Genomic DNA, 18,715 nt, shown 5'->3' with positions numbered 1-18,715 from the left:
TCCCAGAAGGACTCAAGAGTGCAACTCATATGAAGTGATCCTGTTGTGTTGACTCGCTCGGCAGTCTTTCTCATGATGAAATCGAAAAGACAAACGCCAAAATCCAGATAGATTGAAACGGAGCCTTAATGCGATACTTGTATATGATGATCGGACTATTTTTTGGCATAGCCAATATCGCTCAGGCTGCTGACAAGCCAAACATCCTTTTTCTATTTGCTGACGACCAACGAACAGACACCATTGGCGCCTGGGGAAATCAGCATATTCAGACTCCCAACATCGACAGCCTCGTCGAACAGGGATTCAGTTTCCGCAACAACTACTGCTTTGGCTCCAACAGTGGAGCCGTCTGTATGCCGAGCCGGGCGATGTTGCATACGGGCCGCATGTGGATGCACTCCAATAACAATATGGATGGCGAAGTCACACTCGGCGAACTTTTGCGGGAGCAGGGGTATGAAACCTTTGCGACTGGCAAATGGCACAACGGCGGGAAGTCGATTCTAAGAAGTTTCGAGCACGGCCAGAATGTTTTCATGGGAGGCATGTCCGACCACACTCGGGTTCCACTCTCAGATATTCAGGATGGCCAGCTGATTTCCCGCGGGATCGCCAAAGATGGTTTTTCGAGTGAACAATTTGCCGACGCAGCGGTTTCATTTTTGAAAACTCAGAGAGGCGAGCAGCCATTCTTTGCGTATGTCGCATTCACATCTCCTCACGATCCTCGGAATCCGACTGAGAAGTATCGTGAAATGTACTACAACAATCGCCCGCCTCTCCCGGAAAACTTCCAACCACAGCTCGACTTCAACAATGGCAATCTGGTCATCCGCGATGAAATGCTGGCTGCCTGGCCGCGAGAGAAATCGGTCATCAGCGATCAACTTTGTGAATACTATGGCTTAATCACTCACATGGATAAGCAAATCGGTCGCATTTTGAAAGCTCTCGATGAAATTGGACAACGTGAGAACACCATCATCGTTTACGCAGCCGACCACGGCCTCGGCATGGGTAGTCATGGTTTACTTGGAAAGCAAAACGTCTTTGAACACAGCATGAAAGCCCCTCTCATCTTTGTCGGCCCCGGAATTCCTCAGGGGAAATCGAGTGAGGCTTTTACCTATCTCCTCGACATCTATCCCACGCTATGTGGTCAACTTGAAGTGGAAGCTCCAGAACGAGTAGAAGGAAAAAGTCTTTCAGGAATTTTCAAGGGCGAACAGAAATCGGTACGCGATTCTATCTTTCTGCCCTATCAGAACACTCAACGGTCCGTCCGTGATGAACGCTGGAAGCTTTGCGTTTATCCACAGATCAATTTTCAGCAGCTGTTCGATCTGAAAAACGATCCTCACGAAATGCATAATCTGGCGGAGATTCCAGAATACGCCATGCAAAAATCAAAAATGCTCGAACTGATGAAAACCTGGCAGACAGAAGTCGGAGATGAGCAGACGTTAACCGTCAAAAATCCTCAACCCAAAACCAAAGACCTTACAGGCCATCCACGCAAACCCGATGTCCATCAGCCCAAGTGGATTGTCGAAAAATACTTCGACTAAGTCCTGTCATCTTAACCCGAAGCGTCAGCGAGGGGACGGCTTAAGTTAGTAATTTCGGCTAAACGTTCATCAGTAAACCGTTATGTCTTTTGAAGCAATAAAAGTCTGAATATTAACTGTTTGTACACACTCCAACCGGTGTTCTCATTCTCTGGATCCATGCTAAAATGCTCAATTGATTCACAGATTGTGACAGACAAGCATTTTGTTATAGCACGTAGAAATCGTTTCAGGAATGACTGAACCAATTATTGCCGATCAATCCGTCCGTCACCGTTCCATTCGTGATGGTCGGGTCTGGCTGGCGGTCGGCTTAGGAACCGGCCTCTCTCCATTTGCTCCAGGAACATTCGGCACAATTCTCGGCTTGCCACTCGTCTGGGGCTTAAGCAGTCTGGGTGTGATTGGCCTCTGGTTAATCCCAGTGACAATTCTGCTCTTTGCTGTAGGAGTGCCAATTTGCAGTTCAGGAGCCAAGCACTTCGAACGCAAAGATCCGCCGTGGGTCGTCTTTGACGAAATCGCGGCTTTTCCCATCCTTTATATTCTCTCGCCATTTACAATTACGACGGCAATCCTCGGCTTCATCATCTTCCGCTTTTTCGACATCCTCAAACCCTGGCCGATCAAACGCTTCGAAAAACTCGCAGGCGGCGTCGGCATCATGATCGACGATACGATTGCTGCTGTGCATTCGATGATTGTCCTGAAGATCATCCTCATGATTATTGCCAGCGGTTACGTCGTAAGTTGATCAACACTGACAAGCACGAAGCGCAAGCGAGTGTGTTCATATTTGGAAAGGCTCACTCGCTTGCGCTTCGTGCTTGTATTTGAATCGCAATCTCTCCCCGATTGTTCTCCCAGCTGTTCGCGTGATCGTTAATCCGGAAGAATAGCATTCCTGATTTTGCAGCGATCAGGGTTTTCTCACGACCAATCCGAATCGGCTTCAAAAAGACTCTATCCTTTTGGGCATCCGGCGTTTCCATGTTGTAAATGACTGCCTGAACCATTCCGAGAGGAAACCCGTCGACATATTCCACGGAAACCCCCTGAGGCTCGCAGATCCAATCTTTGGGATCGTTGTCGACAATGTATTGTCCCTCAGTTGTGACCTGGTATGTTTTTCCAGCCGTCACCTGATAGCCAGAATTCTGCCAGTTATGATCGGCCTCCAAACTGAAGGAGACATCAGCAGACGTCAGCTGAGATCGAGCCGACCAGTCGATCAGCATTTTTTGAAAATTAAAATTCGGTTCCAGTTGAGAAGTGAAGACCAGCCAGTCGGCTTTGAGTCGATCGGTTTGCTGACTCAGCATTTCTTCGGTCATCTGCTGAAACTGCTGAGCCGATTTCGCATCAGATAATAACGCAAACTGAACTTTCGTCTGAGGATGTTCCGCCAGGAAATAACACATTGCCCAAGACCATGCATAAGAGGTATCTCCCGAATAAAACTCCCGAGGCTCAATCTCACGCACTGCATTCAGAGTCCTGAAACGACCTGCTGCAATTTCCTCCCGAATCAATTGCATCCGCCCAAAACCACCATCGACCTGCACATCCCCCGGCACCTGTGCAAATAAAACGTTCCCCTTTTCATCATTCTGATGAACCGCGATCCGCTCGGCCATTCCTTCATGAAACCAAACAGGAATTGCGTATCCATGTACATCAAGCAGACAATGGACCACTTCGTGAAACATCAAGTGCCGACGGAAATAATCCGTCTCCTGCTCCCGCATCCAGAATTCCTGACCTCGATACAAACCATGTCGAATATCTTTCAATTCCTCAGGAGCCAACCCGGCCTGCAGGAACAGTGCAGGGTCCTCCATGATCGATCCCCGCACTTTGGTTGCATTCTGAACTTCCCGTTTCTCCTGAACCCAGGCAATCAGCTGATCGACGTAGCCGGGCAGCCGTTTGAACTCACCCTCATTCGATGGCTGCACCGCATCACTTCGCAACTCAAACTGAGTCGACGAGAAGATTTCAATCCCCAGCTCATTCAACTCGGCTTCACTGAATTTCGGACCAGGATCAGCCTGCATATTCGCCTGAGGAAGTGAATCTGAAGCCATCTCCGGCTCGACTGGCCTCAGCCGAAGAGCATCACTCTGATTGATCCTGGGACGTCCCGCGAGAATTTCCACTTCAATCGACTCAGGAATGACAACTTCTTCAGCGGGAGGAGCAGGGGAGGACGGAGCAGAATCACATCCCAGATTAAGCAATCCGCACAGAATCCCGGAAGTACAAATCCAGAAATGAAGCGATTTTCGCGAACCTGACGGCAAAAAAATCTGTCGTATCAAAAACATTCGCTTCTCATTCCTAAATAGGGTGCATAGACCTATCCTGAATCCAGCCAAACACTTAGAATCATTTTCGATCTGATGATGCTTCCTGTTACTGTGCCGTATGCAGGAAATTTGATCAAGTCGAAACGAAAAATATCCGAAGTAATTGACTACCTGTGTGGATTAGCTAAGATGCTCCCACACAAACAATTTGGCCCTGTAGCTCAATTGGTTAGAGTACCGGACTGTCGATCCGGTGGTTGCGGGTTCGAGTCCCGTCGGGGTCGCTTAAGGTCAGTGAAGTTCCTTCTTCCTGACCTGCGAAATTTGAAAAGCCTCTGGATTTTTCCAGAGGCTTTTTTTATTGGATCCACGGGATGAATCGTTGGATAAGGGCACGGTGAATGACTCCACACGATACGCAAACTGCCTGAAGCGACAAGCATTGGCAACCTGTTCGAGAAATTTAGGTTGAGGTACAATTGGTATTGATGGGTTCAAATCAGAAGTGTGCACTTGCTGGTTTTGTGAAGGTTGCGGCATCGCACGTACTCCGATGCGGTATCGTATCATTGGATCGTCAGCGTTCTCTGGCAAACTAGCTAGACATTCTTTCATAATTAAGTTTATTTATCCATACTCAACCGAATAAATGCGGTAAAACATTACCGTACTTCGGCGGTCGAATACCTGTTCTGCCAAAGATTGTAGGAATCGTATGTGGGTTGACATTTTACTCGCTGTCGTTGCACTGGCGGGCGTCACATATGGAATAGCAGGTGATCCTCGCAAAGATGGAAAGCTCACGATGGCAGGCAAGGGCATTGTGGTTGTGGCGGCTGTTGCCCTCGTACTCAGTATCATCAAGAGTGTTGGTGACGAAAACGATCGTGTAGAGCAAAAGACCACGCTTACGTCCGTGAGAGAGGAACTTGTCGGAAGCAAGTCAAATACTGATCGCATTCCCAGTCTCATTGAAGAGATTGCTAGGTTGCAGAAGAACACGGAAGACATTCGATTGTCAACCGCGACGGCCGCAAGTGAAACGGCAAAACTTCGCGGGGCGATATCGCAATCTTTGAAAGTGTACGCGTAGAGAACGATCAATTAATCCTGAACGTTCCCGACAGCATTGTCGTCAAGAAGCAGATTCTTGGGCAGGCCGTGACTCAACGTGTCTCTGTTGACAAGGGAAGCGTCGTGAAAGAAGTACGCAAATTTCAAGGGGAGATGGACAGTCTTGAGAAGCAATTGCTATCGAAGTTCGATCGGATCGAATCGCTGTTTGAGACACTAACCGCAACCGCTGGTTCCTCTGGATGATTGGCCGAATGGCAGAACCAGGCAATGCACCCGAGTCGCGACATCGGGGGGGGTGACAATGGACAATCTCTTGTCGCGACCGGGTGATTGCAATAGTTCTGCCTTAAAGTCGAAGCCAGATGGCAATTGCATTTGAACTAGTAGCTGGCTTCGCGGGCGACAAAGGCGCAGCGGATTGCTGCCGCCGGTGGCTCGAATCCCGTATTGGCCCGGTACAGATCGACGAATACACAATCACGATTCACGCCCCGCTTATTTCCGGATACCCATACAACGATCCGACGCGGTTCCAAGTGTTGATTGTGCCTGCAAACGTTGGTTGCGGCGTCGCACTTGACGAAACCGACGAACGGATTCCTCTTTCCAACGCACAACTGACTCGCCTGGGTGTGTTTCTCTATGAATGTCTACGCGGCGCACCGGGCTATCAGCTCGCGATGGTTGGCTGGGACGTCGACTTTTTACTCGACGTTGATGAACTCAACACAGATTGGGCGTCAAAGATTCTTGACGGTTCATTTGGCGGAATCGTCGCAAGCAAATCGCTTCTAAAACAACTTCCCGCATCCAAATACTTCGTAGAGTTCGATGACGCGCACGTGTGGATACCGTATACTGGCTCTGAGGCAATCTGACGCCTCGGAAACGGCAGAACCATCGCATGCACGGGAGTGGCGGTGGCCAGCCGTTTTTTGAAATCAACGTCAACTCCCGCCACCCCGTGATGCGGGGCGTTCTGTCACTGAAGTATGACCGGAGGATTCGCCATCAAATTGCTTGACGACTTCCATCGCTATCTCGTGGACCATGGCGTGACGCTGACGGAGCTCCCACGGAAAGAATCGTTTGCCATCACAAAACGATGGACGTCGGTATTCGCGGTGGAATCTGACGATCTCCACGAAACTCAAGGACTGAAAGCGATCGACAAATGGCTGAAGACTACTGATGACCAACTGATTTTGCTCTTTCTATCGTCACGAATCACCGCATTTCCGATCTCGGAGAACGGCGGGCCATGCACCGCGCACAGGTATACTGGTCGAATCATTGATCTATCCGCCTACAACCAACTAGAATTCGCCGTGTTCCCCGAAACATACGAATGGACCCTCATTCATACGCACGAAGATGGTGCGTTCGGCGGTCCGTATTTTATCCGAATCGAACGCACTCCCTCGACGCGTGACAGAACAATGCCGTGAACCGGAGCGGCGAAGTTGGGCGGCTTTGAAGAGGAAAATATTTCGTAGCCGTCCGGTTTCGGCCGACGTTAACTGAGTTCATTAACTACTGCCATCAAGGCCCTTTGAGCAGAAATAGAAATATATTCCCAGTTAATGACAATCTCCTGTAAATCTGGATTGTTGTGAATGATTTCAAAGATTTCTTCCTGGATTTCCGGGGGGACCCGAGAATGGTCATGAGGAACGTAGCGCAACCCGGTTGGTTCTCTTGACGTATCCTCTTGTGGGTGAATTGGTTGAGGAATTTGACGTTCAGACTGTCGATCCGGTGGTTGCGGGTTTCAGTCTTGTGGTTGGCTCTGAATGTTTCTCTTTAAGGGGTGGTGCAGTCGTAAGTATAAATCTTTGGAGTATCCTTTCTCTCTAAAGACTGTTTCTGGATATTGTGTATCCAGTCAGCAAATCAAATTGGGTCACCTGTTGTCTTGGCATTGTTCACTTTCAGAATTTATTGATTCAAATTTGCCGCAGCAATGTGGTAGACTTATTGCACTACCGCGGTTGAATCCCTGTTAGCCAGGAGTGCTTTTTGTGGAACATGCTGAGCAAACACCATCCCGAAATCGTCTGATTCCCCTTTGGGGAATTCTCCTTTTTGGAGGCTCGTTAATTGCAGGAGTAACTGCTGCGTTCTCTGCCACAGATATGACCTGGAGTGATCGGCTGTATGTATTCCTGATTGCAGGGGACATCCCAATGATGGTGTTTGCCGTTCTCGGTCTCATCGTTGCTGCTGCCTGGTACTATCAAAAACGGCAACCGGGTTACATCAAGTCCGTCCGCCAGCATTTCGCTGAGGCATACCCGGAAAGAATCATTCGATGGGTGCGTGTTCGTGGGGCAACTCCGCAAGGACCGATCGTCGCAGTGCTTTTTGGTTCTACGATTTCTTCGACTCCTGCTTACCAGTACTTTCAGGTCGATTCTGAATCTGGAAGGATCACAGATTTGGGATCATCACCGTTGATTCCTGAAAGCCTCCCAATTGGCCCTGAATGATTTTCTTTCAGGCGGCGCAGCCGTTCGCAGAATCGTATGGATGGTGCCACTTCTCTTGAGACCTCTTATGGACTTCGTCCACCCCAGAAAGAAAAGCTATCTGGCTCACCCGTGTTGCGACCTGACCTATCGAACGTCGCGTGTGAGCTTATCGAGCGTTTGATTGGTCGGGTGACCCCGATTACGGTTCCAGAGGCGGGGCACTTTCTCGCAGGTCCAACGAAGAATGCGGGGGGAGCGGAAAACTGCTACGATCTTTATCAGGAATGACATAAAAACAAATTCCGTTCACCTGCGGCGTTTGACCACAGTATGACCAGAACATTACAGAAGGAGCCTGCTCCATATGAGCCTATTCCATAGAGCTTTCCATCTTGCACATTATGTCTTCCCTCAGGGAGGGACCTGTTTGGAATTCGGTGTATTCAAGGGGGGGACATACTGCTATCAAGCACAGCAAATTCTTGAGAAGTACTCCGGGTCCACCCTCATAGGCTTTGATTCATGGCAGGGCTTGCCTGTTGAGTCAAGTGAAGTCTGGGCACCTCAACGACATGGCCCCGGGGAATTCGCGGCTCCGAAGACCGAGCTACTTGGCAAACTCTCCGGTTTGGGGATTGAGCCTGGCGACGGACAGTTCCGTCTCATAGACGGCTTCTTCTCGGATAGCCTTACGGACGAATTGAGACAAACGATCCATGATGTTGTCTTCATCAATGTGGATGTTGACATACACCGCTCAACAATCGAACTTTTGAATTTCGTGCGGCCGTTGCTAAGGCCGGGTGTTGTGATCTACTGGGATGACTGGAAGGATCCAAAGGATGAAGCGGCTGAGCCTTGGGGGGAACATCTTGCTTGGTCCGAGTGGTACCCCAATCAGGAGGGGCTTGAGGTCGAGACTATAGAAGTCAATCCCATCAATCAACGCAGCATGCTCGTCACACGCGTTGGCGATCTAAAACTTTCGTCTCCAATTCCCTCGTTGTTAGAGATACGTCACCACGCGAGTCAGCTTGCCGAGGCTGCACAAGGGGCGGCAGATCTGGACTCCGATTATCAGCATTTTCTCAAGCTGAAAGGAATTCTTAGACGTATCCCCCTTGCCAAACCGATGGTCCGGATGCTTCGAGCCGTGATGAGACGATAAGCATCAAGCAAGGACGTCCAACAAGCCAGATGCATACGACGGCTTAAAACTGCACTGGTCTGCAACAAAATGTTGCTCAGCGTTGGCTGCGGGAACCTCCATGATTACTGGAATCGAGGAATATTTTTTAAGGGTTGTGGTCGCTCCGATCGATTTGCCACTTCAGATTGTTCGGCAAGGCACTGGAGGTGGTTGTCTCCCATCAGGGTAAGTCATGTCGGCTCGTCAGATCTGGACACATACAGGCAAGATTCTACAAATCCTCCCAGTTGGCCCTGGATGATTTTCTTTCAGGCGGCACAGCCGTTCGCAGAATCGCATGGATGGTGCCACTTCTCTTGAGACCTCTTATGGACTTCGTCCACCCAGATTGTTCTCCTTTATAAAGGATTCCAGGATTCGCTAATTCCATAACGGATTGAGTGACCTTATACCCCGAAGCATGGCACCCGTTTTTGATTTGGAAAAACTATATTCAGTCCTGCGTCGCCAGCGCCATGACCGCCTGTTCGCTCAGTTGCTCTCTGGTCAGCTCTCCCTTGATCTCCCCCTCGCGCATGACTAGGACGCGGTCGGAGATGCCGATGATTTCTTCCATTTCGCTGCTGGCGAATAGAATGGCGACACCAGCTTTGGCAAGTTGATCGATCAGATGATAGATTTCTTCTTTGGCGCCGATGTCGATGCCGCGAGTTGGTTCGTCGAGCAGTAAGACTTTCGGCTTGAGAGCGAGCCACTTAGCCAGCACAACTTTCTGCTGATTGCCGCCTGAGAGCAGGCCAACCAGTTGAGTCGGACCAGCCATGCGGATGCCGAGGGATTTTTGGAATTCCTCGCAAACGTCGCGTTCGTAAGCGGCATCTACAAAGCAGCCATGCTTCGCATGCGCAGACAGACTTGCCAGCGAAGCGTTTTCGCGGATCGACATTTCGAGAATCAAGCCCTGCTGCTTGCGATCTTCCGGCACGAGTGCCAACCCGGCTGCAATTCCAGAGCGGACATTTTGCAGAGGAATCGATTCTCCGTCAATTTCTAATGACCCTGTCAGCGGTCGATCGACTCCGAAGACGGCTCTTAAAAATTCGCTGCGGCCTGCTCCCACAAGACCAGCCAGTCCGACTATTTCGCCTTTACGAACCGTCACCGTATTCCGATGAGTGGGCCATGCGGTTGTAGAAAAGTCTTGCACTTTGAGAACGACATCGCCCGGTTGGTGGGAGGATCGCTGATAGAATCTAGAAACATCCCGGCCAACCATGCGGCTGACCATCGCAGCATGCGTGATTTCTGCTTTCTGCAATTCGCCTGCATTCTGACCATCACGTAATACAGTAACCCGATCTGCGATTCGTTGGATTTCCGCCAGTCGATGAGAAATGTAAAGAATACTGACGCCCTGTTCGCGGAGTTGATCGATCACCTGCATCAGCGTTTCGGTTTCTCGCTGTGAAAGCGAGGAGGTCGGCTCATCCATGATGAGCACTTTGGCATTGATGGAAAGAGCTTTGGCAATCTCAATCAACTGCTGTTGACCGATCGCCAGATCTCGAACGAGAGTTCGTGGAGAAATCTCCAAGCCGACCTGAGAGAGAAAGTGGCGAGCTTCCTGTTCCATTTGAGAGCGACGAATCCAGCCGAGGACGTTCGGTTCGCGTCCCAGAAAGATATTGGCGGCGGCATCGAGATTGTCGGAGAGATTCAACTCCTGATGAATCAACGCGATCCCGGCATCGAGGGCATCATCCACAGATTGGAATTCGGTGGCAGTTCCCTCGATCAGCATTTGACCGGCATCGGCTGTTTGCACGCCGGCCAGAATTTTCATCAACGTACTTTTGCCAGCTCCATTCTCGCCGACCACTGCCAGCACTTCACCAGGGGCGACATGCAGATCGACATCCTGCAAGGCGATCACACCGGGGAACTGTTTGGTGATGCCGCGAACTTCGAGACGTGGTGGAGTTGATGAATTCATGATGATATATGATGGCGAATGTCAAAAATCTGGGGGCTTCGCTGCGCTTCGACCCCAGCCACCTTTCGCAAGTCGAATTCGCACGGCTGACACAGCCGTGGCACGAAAGATTAATTACTCAGTTAACTCTTTCAATCTCGCCCAGAAGGTTTCGACTTCGAATTCATTTTTAGCTTCCGGATTCGGTGTTTTCTTGATGATTCGAGCTGGGAAGAGGATGGTCTCATCTTCCTCAACCAGCACGCCTTCTGTCGCCTTCATGAGTGTTTTCAGATCTTCACCACGAGCCAGTCCAGCGAGAATGCGGATGGAGTCGTACCCGTACATGTACGGGTTTTGCACGACGGTGCCGAAGATTTCTCCATCGATAATTCCTTGCAGCGTACCGCCTTCTTCATCGAATCCGACGATTTTGATTTGATCGAGTTTTTCAGCGTCTTTGACTGCTTGCAGACAGAGTGGGGGATTGTAGGCGAACAGGCCAACCATGCAGGCGAGGTTGGGATATTTGGAGATGGTGTCGGAAGCATCGGCTTTTGCTTTGGCGAAATCGGCTCCATCGGTGCGGGTATCGAGGATGGTGTATTTGTCGTTCTTGACGACTTCGCCGGGGTTATCGTATCGGCTCGAATCGGGCTCGCGTCCGAGAACCGCATCGATCACTCCCTGACGTCGCAGACGAGCATTGATCTGATCGAGATTGCCAACATACAGCATGATCTCGCCGCCTTCGGGAATGGCCTGTTTAACGAGTTCGCCACAGGCAAGGCCAGCGTCGTAATTATCGATACCAATGTAACAGAGGCGATTTGTCTCGGGAGCATCGGAATCATGGGTGACAAGATTCGTCTGCTCGGCTGCGCTGTTGAGCATGTCCATTTGACCTTCCTGGTCGATGACGGTAATAGCAATGCCATCAATCCCCCGAATCAGCAGATCTTCCACGATTCGCTTTTGCTCGGCAGCATAGTCGGTCGGCATGAAAATTTTGACATCCGCATTGAAATCCTTCCCGGCAGCCTCGGCTCCTTTCTCAGCCACTTCCCAGAAGGAGGCGACGACATTGGTAATGAAAGCCAGTGAAACTTTGTCATCCTTGCCGACAGTACTTTTCCCACCAGAATTTTCGGGCTTTGTGCAGCTGGACAGCATCGCAAGCGTGAGAGCTGTCACAACTACATAAGGACGAAAGGAAAATCGAGCGAATCGTGGAATCATGAGTGGTCCCTTGAATGGGTCAATGAAGAGTATCATTTAATATAAGCACGAAGCGCAAGCGAGTGAGTTAGATAGTCAGTATCATTACACACTCGCTTGCGCTTCGTGCTTGTAAATCTGGAATGAACATCAGTTGTTATTGATGCAATGTACCAAATGACCCTTCACATTTCCCCTCAAAAGCGAGAAAAGTATTTGTTAGTTTGCAGAATCGACATAAGCAAATTGCCCGCCCTGGAGCAGAGCATAGGATTCGCCGCCCTGCAGAGCATTTCGGAGTTCTTCTTCATCGGCCAAGGGGATGCAAAACAGACTCTCGACGACATCCTGTTCGAGATTACTACGCAGATAGACCTTAAACCGATTCGCCAGGCTTGCCAGCGCAGCCACCGCTCGTGCTTGAGGATAGGGACTGCGGTTGAGTGCTCGCAACACCTGACCGGCATCGGAGGAGGCTTCGAATTGTCGATGCAGGTCTTCCGGAAATTTCTGCAGATCGGTCATGATAATGACGCGACCATCGTCAGTCGTTAGCTTTTCGGCAACTCGACAAGCCCGTGCAGTTGCGGCCCAGGCATCGACTTCATTGGCATGAGGAATCGAGACGATGACGGTTTCAGCCCGAGTCGGAATGGTCGAACGCCAGGCGTCATTGAGCAGTGAAACCGATTTCTGATAGACGGAATCGCAAGCCCCGGAAAGGACTTGTGAAAGTTCGCCTGATCCCGAGGGAATCACCTGCACACAGTACTGAAGTCCGAGTAGCCAACCAATTTCATCGATGATTTGCCGGACGCCACGGGAATCTTCCGGAGAGAGTTCCTGGTGACCTTTCCCGAGATACTTCGCCTTTTCATCCTCGGTCGCGAAAGCTGGGAATACAGTGGAGTGCGTGCCCCGATAGCCCCAGTGATCATCGAAACCGAATCGGCCAATGGAGATGATGTAATCGGCTTCTCCAATTTCCTCGGGAAGATAAATTCGCTCTCCCTCAGCAGTTGAGGCCAGATAGACCGCACGGCCTTCCATCACCTGTTCATGAGGGACGATGGCATAGGGAACCTTCGAAACACCCGCTTGATTGTTTGATTCCACTTCTGCATTGAGCGAAATTCGTAATGAACTTGGTTCAACTCCCCGCTTCTCCAGCTGACTGCCAATGACACTCACAATTTCCGGCCAGGAAGGCGTTTCCGGATCGACGACAATCGCGACACGATCGCCAGGGACAACGGCTTCGTGAACTGGGGGATAGTCGAGCGGATCACTCAACGTCGCCTGGATCGCTGCGGTGATATCGGAATTGGTGGCAGGCCCCGTTTGAGCCCAGCGGACGAGAGATTCGTTGAGTTCGAACGAAAATTTTCGATCGTTGCCGTAAGTAAATTGATAGTGTGCCAAAATTTGTCCTTGAGGTTTTGTTGATCAGAATATTTAAATTCAGCCTGTATTTCAGTCTCTAGTAGCAGTTTAAATACTGATGTTCGGTAAGTTTTTGCCGGTCGATGCTGTGTGGAATCGCAATTATAATCGATTTTTGCGACACTGCACGTAATGCAATTCGCAGGAAGCCGCTTATTCAATTGAGCGGCGTTATCGTCCAGTCTTTAACGATCGCATTGGCAGAGCTCTGAATCAGAGCCATTTTCAATCATGCATGATGAAAACGACAATCTGATGATTCGTATTCAGACCGGAGACAATACGGCTTTTAACGAACTGGTTGCGCTGCATCAGCGACCGCTCATTGGCTATTTTGTGCGAAATACGCGTGACTGGCAACTGGCTGAAGATTTGTCTCAGGAAACCTTGCTGCGAGTTTACAATCAGGCGTGGGATTATTTGCCGGTCGGACGCTTCAAACCCTGGATGTACCGAGTCGCTCGAAATCTGCTGATCGATAATGTTCGTAAGCGTTCTCACGACGCCTTAATTCGAGCTTACCAAACCCGCAATGAGGAAAACGATACGGGGCTCTCGCGTATCGCTGGTGAGTTTGCCACTCCTGAAGAGAAGCTGAACGATCAGGAGTTTTGCGAAATCGTCGACCAGATGCTCGAAGAGATTCCTGAAGAACAGCGACAGACATTTGTGCTGCATCATTATGTGGGGCTCAATCTGGCGGAAGTTGCTGAGATTATGGATGCCAATGCCGCGACCACCAAAAGTCGATTACGACTCGCTCGCGAAAAACTGCAGGAGAAACTCCGTCCGCTCGGGATTAAATCAGCCACGGATACTTCGGCAGTCAGTTGAAATTTCAGCGACGATTCCGCGAATAATGCTGAAGAATTTCACATAATTGCTGGACGATTTTCACGATCGTTTGCTATGCTAAGAGCACATATGGATAAATCCTGATGCAATCAGTTACAGTATTCACTCCCTACCTGCTTGCATCATAAAAACAGGCATCCCGCTCCGACGTGGATCGCTCATTCCAATCTAAAGAACAATTCTGAAAAGGCAGTGGTCATGGCGTTCAAAGCGTACTGTCCCGATTGTGGTGCCTCTTATTCGATGTCGGATCGTTCAAAAGAAGGCAAGAAACTGAAGTGCAAAAAATGTGGTGGAAAATTCGTCGCGGAGTTAGAAGAGTCTTCCAGCAGTAAGTCCAGTAAGAGCCGCAGTAAGCCTGAGAAACTCAAAGCTCCTCCTCCAAAGGTTCGCGGGAAAGATTCCATTCGCAATGAACCTACCACGGAAGAGTTGGAAGTGGTTACTGCTGGAGGGGCATCCAAACCGGTCATGATTGGTGCAATCTTTCTGTTTATCGCATTCTGGGGTGGTGTGATATTTGCGGTGTCGCAAATGGAATTCAAACCGTCTGGGCCTCAGGAAGTTCAGCAGGTGTAGCTCCCGATGACCCAGGGCAAATCCAAACAGGGGAACATTGGTGTCGAATACCCTTCCGAATGGAAATTCGAAACAGATGGCGGGCAAGGTGGTGTAGCCGAGTGGATTCGCATTACCGGCGACGATATTTCGGTTTCGATTCGAACCAACCTCAAAGCCTCGGCTATGGGCGATATCGCCTCTGCAGGAGGCACGATTCAGGATGAAGAAGTTCCCGAAGAACTCGAACCGATCGCAGCCGTCCACGATTTTCTGCAATCGGATATGCAGAGCATCATGGAACCTTACGAGGAAGAATCTCCCGAAAAGATCGAAACCAAAGCCGGCAATTCCCGTATCTCCAAATTCCAAGGAGACCGGGGATTTGTTAACGGCGGCATGGCCTATGGCTATCGAGCAACACTTCCTAGCGGCAACGACAAACTCAAAGTTGTTTGCACGTGTGAATCCGAGAAGGATCTGGAGAAGTATGATAGTCTCTTGCGAAAAATGATTTTGAGTATTGGGCGCCCATAATTATCTAGAGTTAATTCACCTGTAGCGTCGAGGTAGCGACATTTCACGCGGATCCCGTCCCAGTATTGCTCCTAATGCACCACCTAGGGTTAAGCCAAGACCTGCTAACAAGGGTAAAAATAGAATTTTTAGAAATGGGATTGGGTACTCTCCGGGCTTTATCCCGGATTGTACGACACCATACATCAATCCGATGGATAACAGAGTCGTAATGACACCCGCGATAAGAAATTTTATCCCACTTATCCGGTTTGTCTTTCGTTCGAGTCGGTTGGGATGTTCACCATAAGCGATCATTACGGTTCCGAAGAGGGCAGCTATTATCATTGGGAAGCCCGCATAGTAAGACATCGCTGTAAATCTCTCTGACTCATGTGCACTTCTGGTACTCTGATTAACGATCATCACATTAACGATGCCTGCCAGAATTACGACAGCTCCTAAAACTCGCACGATCAGGTCACTCGTAGACCAGGTAGTATTCTTCGACTTTTTTGACTTCTTTCGCGGAGAAGTCCGGGGGTTAGGGGAGGGTAAAGTCTCACTTTCGAATTGATCCAATTCGAGATCGTTGAGTGCCCATTCCTCATCAGGAGGAATATTTTTAGAGTTCTTAATTACCTGGATATGCTTGCAGGCATTGCATCGCATTTTTTTACCGCGTTTTTCGTCTAAAAAACGATACTTTTTCCCACAGTTTTCACATTCGAGTGAAATCGCCATGATATGCCACTAGCTTAAAAATAGATCGTCGACTTGATCACACGAGTTAAAAACAAAAGAACAGTATTAAACAATATGCTTTCGCGAGACACAAGCTTGGTTCCCGGCAATTGAAAGTGATGCCACAGAAAGTAGTGTACGCACAGCGTACACTACCTGAGGATCCAGAGGCTATCGCTCCGGCCAGTCCAGATGCTTATGCAAAAAATCGAATGTCCCTTGGCCATTGATTTTGTGCGGGCCGACGAACCATTCGAGTTCACAGCGGTCGCCGATGCCGAGTTTGGCTTGATAGAGGTGACGGACTTTTGCGAATTCGTACCCGACCCATTCATCGGCTGCGACTCCATCGAAATGGCCTCGTTCGACCATAAACGGACGGGGGGCGATCAGGGTCGCCATCTCGGCATAGTTGAACGTGCTGCCCAGGTCAAACTCGAAAATTTCATACTCGCCTGTCCAGACATAACTTTCTTTGTGACGTGTCGACGCATTTTTCAGCACCCACTCGTTGAAATCAGCCGAGCAGATTGACAGGCAGTAACGGTCGACCAGAGCCGGGATTCGCATCGCACTTTTCCCGCCATAGGAGAGACCGTAAAAGCCGATTCGTTTTTCATCGACGAAGGGTAACGAGGCCAGCCATTCGGTGATCGCTTCATGTTGCGGCACAATGATAGAGAATAATGTCTTCCCGAGTGGATTCGCTTTGCGTTGCAGAGTGCGAAATCGATCTTTGAAAATGTAGGGATTCTGCGGAGCAAACACGACAAACCCCTGGTCGGCCAACTCAGCTGCGTAATTGGCATAGGCGCGATGATTCTCCAGAAACGTATCGGTCGGACGCCCTTCGAGACCGTGCTGACAAACAACGACGGGGCGCTTTTCGTAATCTTTCAAGTCTTTCGGAACGAGTAAGACACCGTACGCGAAGACATCGGGAAAGACATCGAGGACGACTTCATAGCCAGTCCACAATTCTGAACCGTAGGTTAAACGAGTCCGGGGATTGAGCGGCAAGCGTTTATCGTCTAATTCGCCGATGACCTCTTGCCGAAAGAGGCTTCGATAATTATCAACGCTCTTCTGAAATGTGTCCAATGAAGACGAATTCAGCTTCTTCATGAACTCCTGTCGCACAAACGGGCTCTCCCTCAACAAGAGTTGATTGTGTCGGTCAAGCTCTTCGAGTTGCTGTTGTTGGCGGGCGATCAGATTGGGAAGGTTGCGAATCGCTTTCGGTGAATCCCCATTCGGCACTGTTGGAGACTCTGGTGGCAGCAGAGTATCAGTGTTCGATTTCGCGCCATTGCGTACTCGATATGAAGGATCAAGGTGAAGCAGTAACTCAGTTAGTGCATTGTCGGAAACGAGTGTGGACTTTATCTTTGGTTGAGGAAAATGCAGCAGGTTTTTTGAAGCTTCCGGTAACTTATCAACGAGTTCGCTTATACGGTCGACTTCCATTTTGATCGACGTGGTCTCCAGAGGGAGAATCGAACCTGGAGCTCCACCGCCTTCGCTTTTTAACTGGACGTCTGGTGGCGTTGACTCATTGATAATCAATTGACGTGGCAACACCATCGCTGCCACTTCCGCAGCCCCATATCCTTTGAGAAATCCAAACACATTCCGATCAACAGGTTCAGACCACATCTGTTCGCGTGGCCCAAAAAATCCCAGGACTGCGGTGGAATCGATGCGAGTATCCAGAGCCCCGGCAAATAATGCGAGCATGCCTCCTTCGCCATAGCCGATGACGCCGGTCTTCAACTCGAGTTGATGCTCGTTACTGACTGTTTCAAAGTAATCGACTCCCGCCAGAATCTTCTGCAGTTCGTAGCCGATGATATGGCGGCCGAGTTCGTAAGCCGAGCGATGCACAAATTCCCGATTCGTCATCACGGCTCGACCATTGCGAGCTTTGAGTTCCCGGTTGATCAACACGGGTACGAGAACATTACAGCCAGCCTCGGCAAGTCGGCGAGCATACTGCGAATCTCGATCAATCCCTTCCACGAGCCCGGCCAGTTGCTCTGGAGTTTGGTCGGCATCGGGAATCGCGATAACATTGGCAATCGGTCGAGATTTAGGAACCAGCAATAAGCCAGCCGCGGTCACAGAAACGGTGGATTTCCGATTCGGATCGGGATCAGCAAGCACAGGCCAGGTTACGGCATGAATCGTATAGCCATCGCCAGTCGCAATTTTATTCGATCGCTCAAAATTATCCTTCCATTCGGAAGCGGAAAGTCGGATTCGCTCATCGCGCAGGCCGAGAATTTTCTTTAACCGATCACGGTTTTCCTGAAGCGATTCATTGTAGGCTTCGACAGAATTCGTGTCATGTAACCAATACACACTTCTTTCCAGTATCGACTCCTCCGTCTTCCGAAGTAGAAACTGATCAATCCCATCAATCATCCGCGAAGCCAGATCCCCCTCCCATTCGAGAGGTTGTCCGGTCCAGGAAGGCTCGTCGGCCTGACATAAATTTGCGATCAATGAGCAGTGCAAAGTGATCAAGACAAGGCTTCGCATCAAAACGGCAACTCGGTTCATCGGTGGTCTTTCGTCGTCTGCCGAAAACATTTCGTGTTGTGTCACTCTTCAGTCCACATATCGTATCACGAAAGTATATCTGGTAGAGTCTCAAGGTCGACAGCGTTTGTGAAGCAAATTTACGAAAGTATCTTAACCCGATTCGTCAGCGAGGGGACGGCGACCGAATGAGATTTCAGTTTAGCATTAATTTACAACGCGTTTGTGTCATCAATAGAAAATGAATAGTGGAGTATTCCTGGTCAAATGACATCCCACGATTTCCCCTC

The 18,715-nt window shown here is 49.7% G+C and carries 17 protein-coding genes and 1 tRNA gene; 12 read left to right on the top strand and 6 right to left on the bottom strand.

Annotated elements, in window-relative coordinates:
* Positions 1–128 precede the first annotated feature (128 nt).
* Both Pan54_RS13835 and Pan54_RS13830 read left to right on the top strand, forming a co-directional pair.
* Positions 129–1,571 (top strand): sulfatase-like hydrolase/transferase, encoded by a 1,443-nt coding sequence (locus Pan54_RS13835; RefSeq protein ID WP_146504038.1) that lies wholly within the window; start codon positions 129–131, stop codon positions 1,569–1,571.
* A 235-nt stretch (positions 1,572–1,806) separates the two neighbouring features.
* The gene (locus Pan54_RS13830) at positions 1,807–2,325 is read left to right on the top strand and encodes a phosphatidylglycerophosphatase A family protein (RefSeq protein WP_146504037.1); all 519 of its coding nucleotides are present in this window, start codon (positions 1,807–1,809) and stop codon (positions 2,323–2,325) included.
* 52 nt (positions 2,326–2,377) lie between these two features.
* Here the strand turns inward: Pan54_RS13830 and Pan54_RS13825 are convergent, their stop codons facing one another.
* Positions 2,378–3,898, bottom strand: a complete 1,521-nt coding sequence (locus Pan54_RS13825; protein WP_146504036.1) for a hypothetical protein — start codon at positions 3,896–3,898, stop codon at positions 2,378–2,380.
* Positions 3,899–4,090: 192 nt separating this feature from the next.
* Between Pan54_RS13825 and Pan54_RS13820 the strand changes: the two genes are divergently transcribed.
* The 7 genes from Pan54_RS13820 to Pan54_RS13790 all read left to right on the top strand — a co-directional run bounded on the left by Pan54_RS13820 (position 4,091) and on the right by Pan54_RS13790 (position 8,596).
* Positions 4,091–4,164: transfer RNA gene (locus Pan54_RS13820), tRNA-Asp, on the top strand.
* A 431-nt stretch (positions 4,165–4,595) separates the two neighbouring features.
* Complete coding sequence (locus tag Pan54_RS13815; RefSeq protein WP_146504035.1) at positions 4,596–4,973, top strand: hypothetical protein; 378 nt, start codon at positions 4,596–4,598, stop codon at positions 4,971–4,973.
* Between the two features lie 346 nt (positions 4,974–5,319).
* Complete coding sequence (locus tag Pan54_RS13810) at positions 5,320–5,835, top strand: hypothetical protein (RefSeq protein WP_146504034.1); 516 nt, start codon at positions 5,320–5,322, stop codon at positions 5,833–5,835.
* Positions 5,836–5,973: 138 nt separating this feature from the next.
* Positions 5,974–6,405 carry a hypothetical protein gene (locus Pan54_RS13805; RefSeq protein ID WP_146504033.1) on the top strand — a complete coding sequence of 144 codons (432 nt, stop codon included), beginning with the start codon at positions 5,974–5,976 and terminating at the stop codon, positions 6,403–6,405.
* 573 nt (positions 6,406–6,978) lie between these two features.
* Positions 6,979–7,446: a hypothetical protein gene (locus Pan54_RS13800; protein WP_146504032.1), complete on the top strand. Its 468-nt coding sequence runs from the start codon at positions 6,979–6,981 to the stop codon at positions 7,444–7,446.
* A 36-nt stretch (positions 7,447–7,482) separates the two neighbouring features.
* Positions 7,483–7,716 (top strand): hypothetical protein, encoded by a 234-nt coding sequence (locus Pan54_RS13795; RefSeq protein WP_146504031.1) that lies wholly within the window; start codon positions 7,483–7,485, stop codon positions 7,714–7,716.
* Positions 7,717–7,792: 76 nt separating this feature from the next.
* Positions 7,793–8,596, top strand: coding sequence for a class I SAM-dependent methyltransferase (locus Pan54_RS13790; RefSeq protein WP_146504030.1), 804 nt, complete (start codon positions 7,793–7,795; stop codon positions 8,594–8,596).
* Between the two features lie 475 nt (positions 8,597–9,071).
* Here the strand turns inward: Pan54_RS13790 and Pan54_RS13785 are convergent, their stop codons facing one another.
* The 3 genes from Pan54_RS13785 to Pan54_RS13775 all read right to left on the bottom strand — a co-directional run bounded on the left by Pan54_RS13785 (position 9,072) and on the right by Pan54_RS13775 (position 13,190).
* Positions 9,072–10,571 carry a sugar ABC transporter ATP-binding protein gene (locus tag Pan54_RS13785; RefSeq protein ID WP_146504029.1) on the bottom strand — a complete coding sequence of 500 codons (1,500 nt, stop codon included), beginning with the start codon at positions 10,569–10,571 and terminating at the stop codon, positions 9,072–9,074.
* Positions 10,572–10,685: 114 nt separating this feature from the next.
* The gene (locus Pan54_RS13780; RefSeq protein WP_242631324.1) at positions 10,686–11,789 is read right to left on the bottom strand and encodes a substrate-binding domain-containing protein; all 1,104 of its coding nucleotides are present in this window, start codon (positions 11,787–11,789) and stop codon (positions 10,686–10,688) included.
* Positions 11,790–11,987: 198 nt separating this feature from the next.
* Positions 11,988–13,190 carry a lactate racemase domain-containing protein gene (locus Pan54_RS13775; protein ID WP_165441776.1) on the bottom strand — a complete coding sequence of 401 codons (1,203 nt, stop codon included), beginning with the start codon at positions 13,188–13,190 and terminating at the stop codon, positions 11,988–11,990.
* Positions 13,191–13,466: 276 nt separating this feature from the next.
* On the opposite strand from Pan54_RS13775, the gene Pan54_RS13770 reads away from it, so the two are divergent.
* The 3 genes from Pan54_RS13770 (at position 13,467) to Pan54_RS13760 (ending at position 15,161) form a co-directional block, all read left to right on the top strand.
* Entirely contained in the window at positions 13,467–14,045 is a 579-nt protein-coding gene (locus Pan54_RS13770; RefSeq protein ID WP_242631323.1) for an RNA polymerase sigma factor, read from the top strand.
* Positions 14,046–14,264: 219 nt separating this feature from the next.
* Positions 14,265–14,645 carry a hypothetical protein gene (locus Pan54_RS13765; RefSeq protein ID WP_146504026.1) on the top strand — a complete coding sequence of 127 codons (381 nt, stop codon included), beginning with the start codon at positions 14,265–14,267 and terminating at the stop codon, positions 14,643–14,645.
* A 6-nt stretch (positions 14,646–14,651) separates the two neighbouring features.
* The gene (locus Pan54_RS13760) at positions 14,652–15,161 is read left to right on the top strand and encodes a hypothetical protein (RefSeq protein WP_146504025.1); all 510 of its coding nucleotides are present in this window, start codon (positions 14,652–14,654) and stop codon (positions 15,159–15,161) included.
* 15 nt (positions 15,162–15,176) lie between these two features.
* Here Pan54_RS13760 and Pan54_RS13755 read toward each other — a convergent pair whose 3' ends face one another.
* Together Pan54_RS13755 and Pan54_RS13750 are read right to left on the bottom strand one after the other, a co-directional pair.
* Entirely contained in the window at positions 15,177–15,884 is a 708-nt protein-coding gene (locus Pan54_RS13755) for a hypothetical protein (protein WP_146504024.1), read from the bottom strand.
* A gap of 171 nt (positions 15,885–16,055) precedes the next feature.
* Entirely contained in the window at positions 16,056–18,491 is a 2,436-nt protein-coding gene (locus Pan54_RS13750; RefSeq protein WP_146504023.1) for an alpha/beta hydrolase family protein, read from the bottom strand.
* Between the last annotated feature and the right edge of the window lie 224 nt (positions 18,492–18,715).

It is taken from the genome of Rubinisphaera italica (assembly GCF_007859715.1).
Classification (GTDB): domain Bacteria; phylum Planctomycetota; class Planctomycetia; order Planctomycetales; family Planctomycetaceae; genus Rubinisphaera; species Rubinisphaera italica.
Note: the sequence above shows the minus strand (reverse complement) of the source record. Positions and strands in the feature narration are given on the sequence as shown.

What these genes read in the sequence shown, in the direction of transcription:
- Pan54_RS13835 (WP_146504038.1), top strand. Translation starts at nt 129, where the DNA reads ATGCGATACTTGTATATGATGATCGGACTATTTTTTGGCATAGCCAAT.
- Pan54_RS13830 (WP_146504037.1), top strand. Translation starts at nt 1,807, where the DNA reads ATGACTGAACCAATTATTGCCGATCAATCCGTCCGTCACCGTTCCATT.
- Pan54_RS13825 (WP_146504036.1), bottom strand. Translation starts at nt 3,898, where the DNA reads ATGTTTTTGATACGACAGATTTTTTTGCCGTCAGGTTCGCGAAAATCG.
- Pan54_RS13815 (WP_146504035.1), top strand. Translation starts at nt 4,596, where the DNA reads ATGTGGGTTGACATTTTACTCGCTGTCGTTGCACTGGCGGGCGTCACA.
- Pan54_RS13810 (WP_146504034.1), top strand. Translation starts at nt 5,320, where the DNA reads ATGGCAATTGCATTTGAACTAGTAGCTGGCTTCGCGGGCGACAAAGGC.
- Pan54_RS13795 (WP_146504031.1), top strand. Translation starts at nt 7,483, where the DNA reads ATGGATGGTGCCACTTCTCTTGAGACCTCTTATGGACTTCGTCCACCC.
- Pan54_RS13790 (WP_146504030.1), top strand. Translation starts at nt 7,793, where the DNA reads ATGAGCCTATTCCATAGAGCTTTCCATCTTGCACATTATGTCTTCCCT.
- Pan54_RS13785 (WP_146504029.1), bottom strand. Translation starts at nt 10,571, where the DNA reads ATGAATTCATCAACTCCACCACGTCTCGAAGTTCGCGGCATCACCAAA.
- Pan54_RS13780 (WP_242631324.1), bottom strand. Translation starts at nt 11,789, where the DNA reads ATGATTCCACGATTCGCTCGATTTTCCTTTCGTCCTTATGTAGTTGTG.
- Pan54_RS13770 (WP_242631323.1), top strand. Translation starts at nt 13,467, where the DNA reads ATGATTCGTATTCAGACCGGAGACAATACGGCTTTTAACGAACTGGTT.
- Pan54_RS13765 (WP_146504026.1), top strand. Translation starts at nt 14,265, where the DNA reads ATGGCGTTCAAAGCGTACTGTCCCGATTGTGGTGCCTCTTATTCGATG.
- Pan54_RS13760 (WP_146504025.1), top strand. Translation starts at nt 14,652, where the DNA reads ATGACCCAGGGCAAATCCAAACAGGGGAACATTGGTGTCGAATACCCT.
- Pan54_RS13755 (WP_146504024.1), bottom strand. Translation starts at nt 15,884, where the DNA reads ATGGCGATTTCACTCGAATGTGAAAACTGTGGGAAAAAGTATCGTTTT.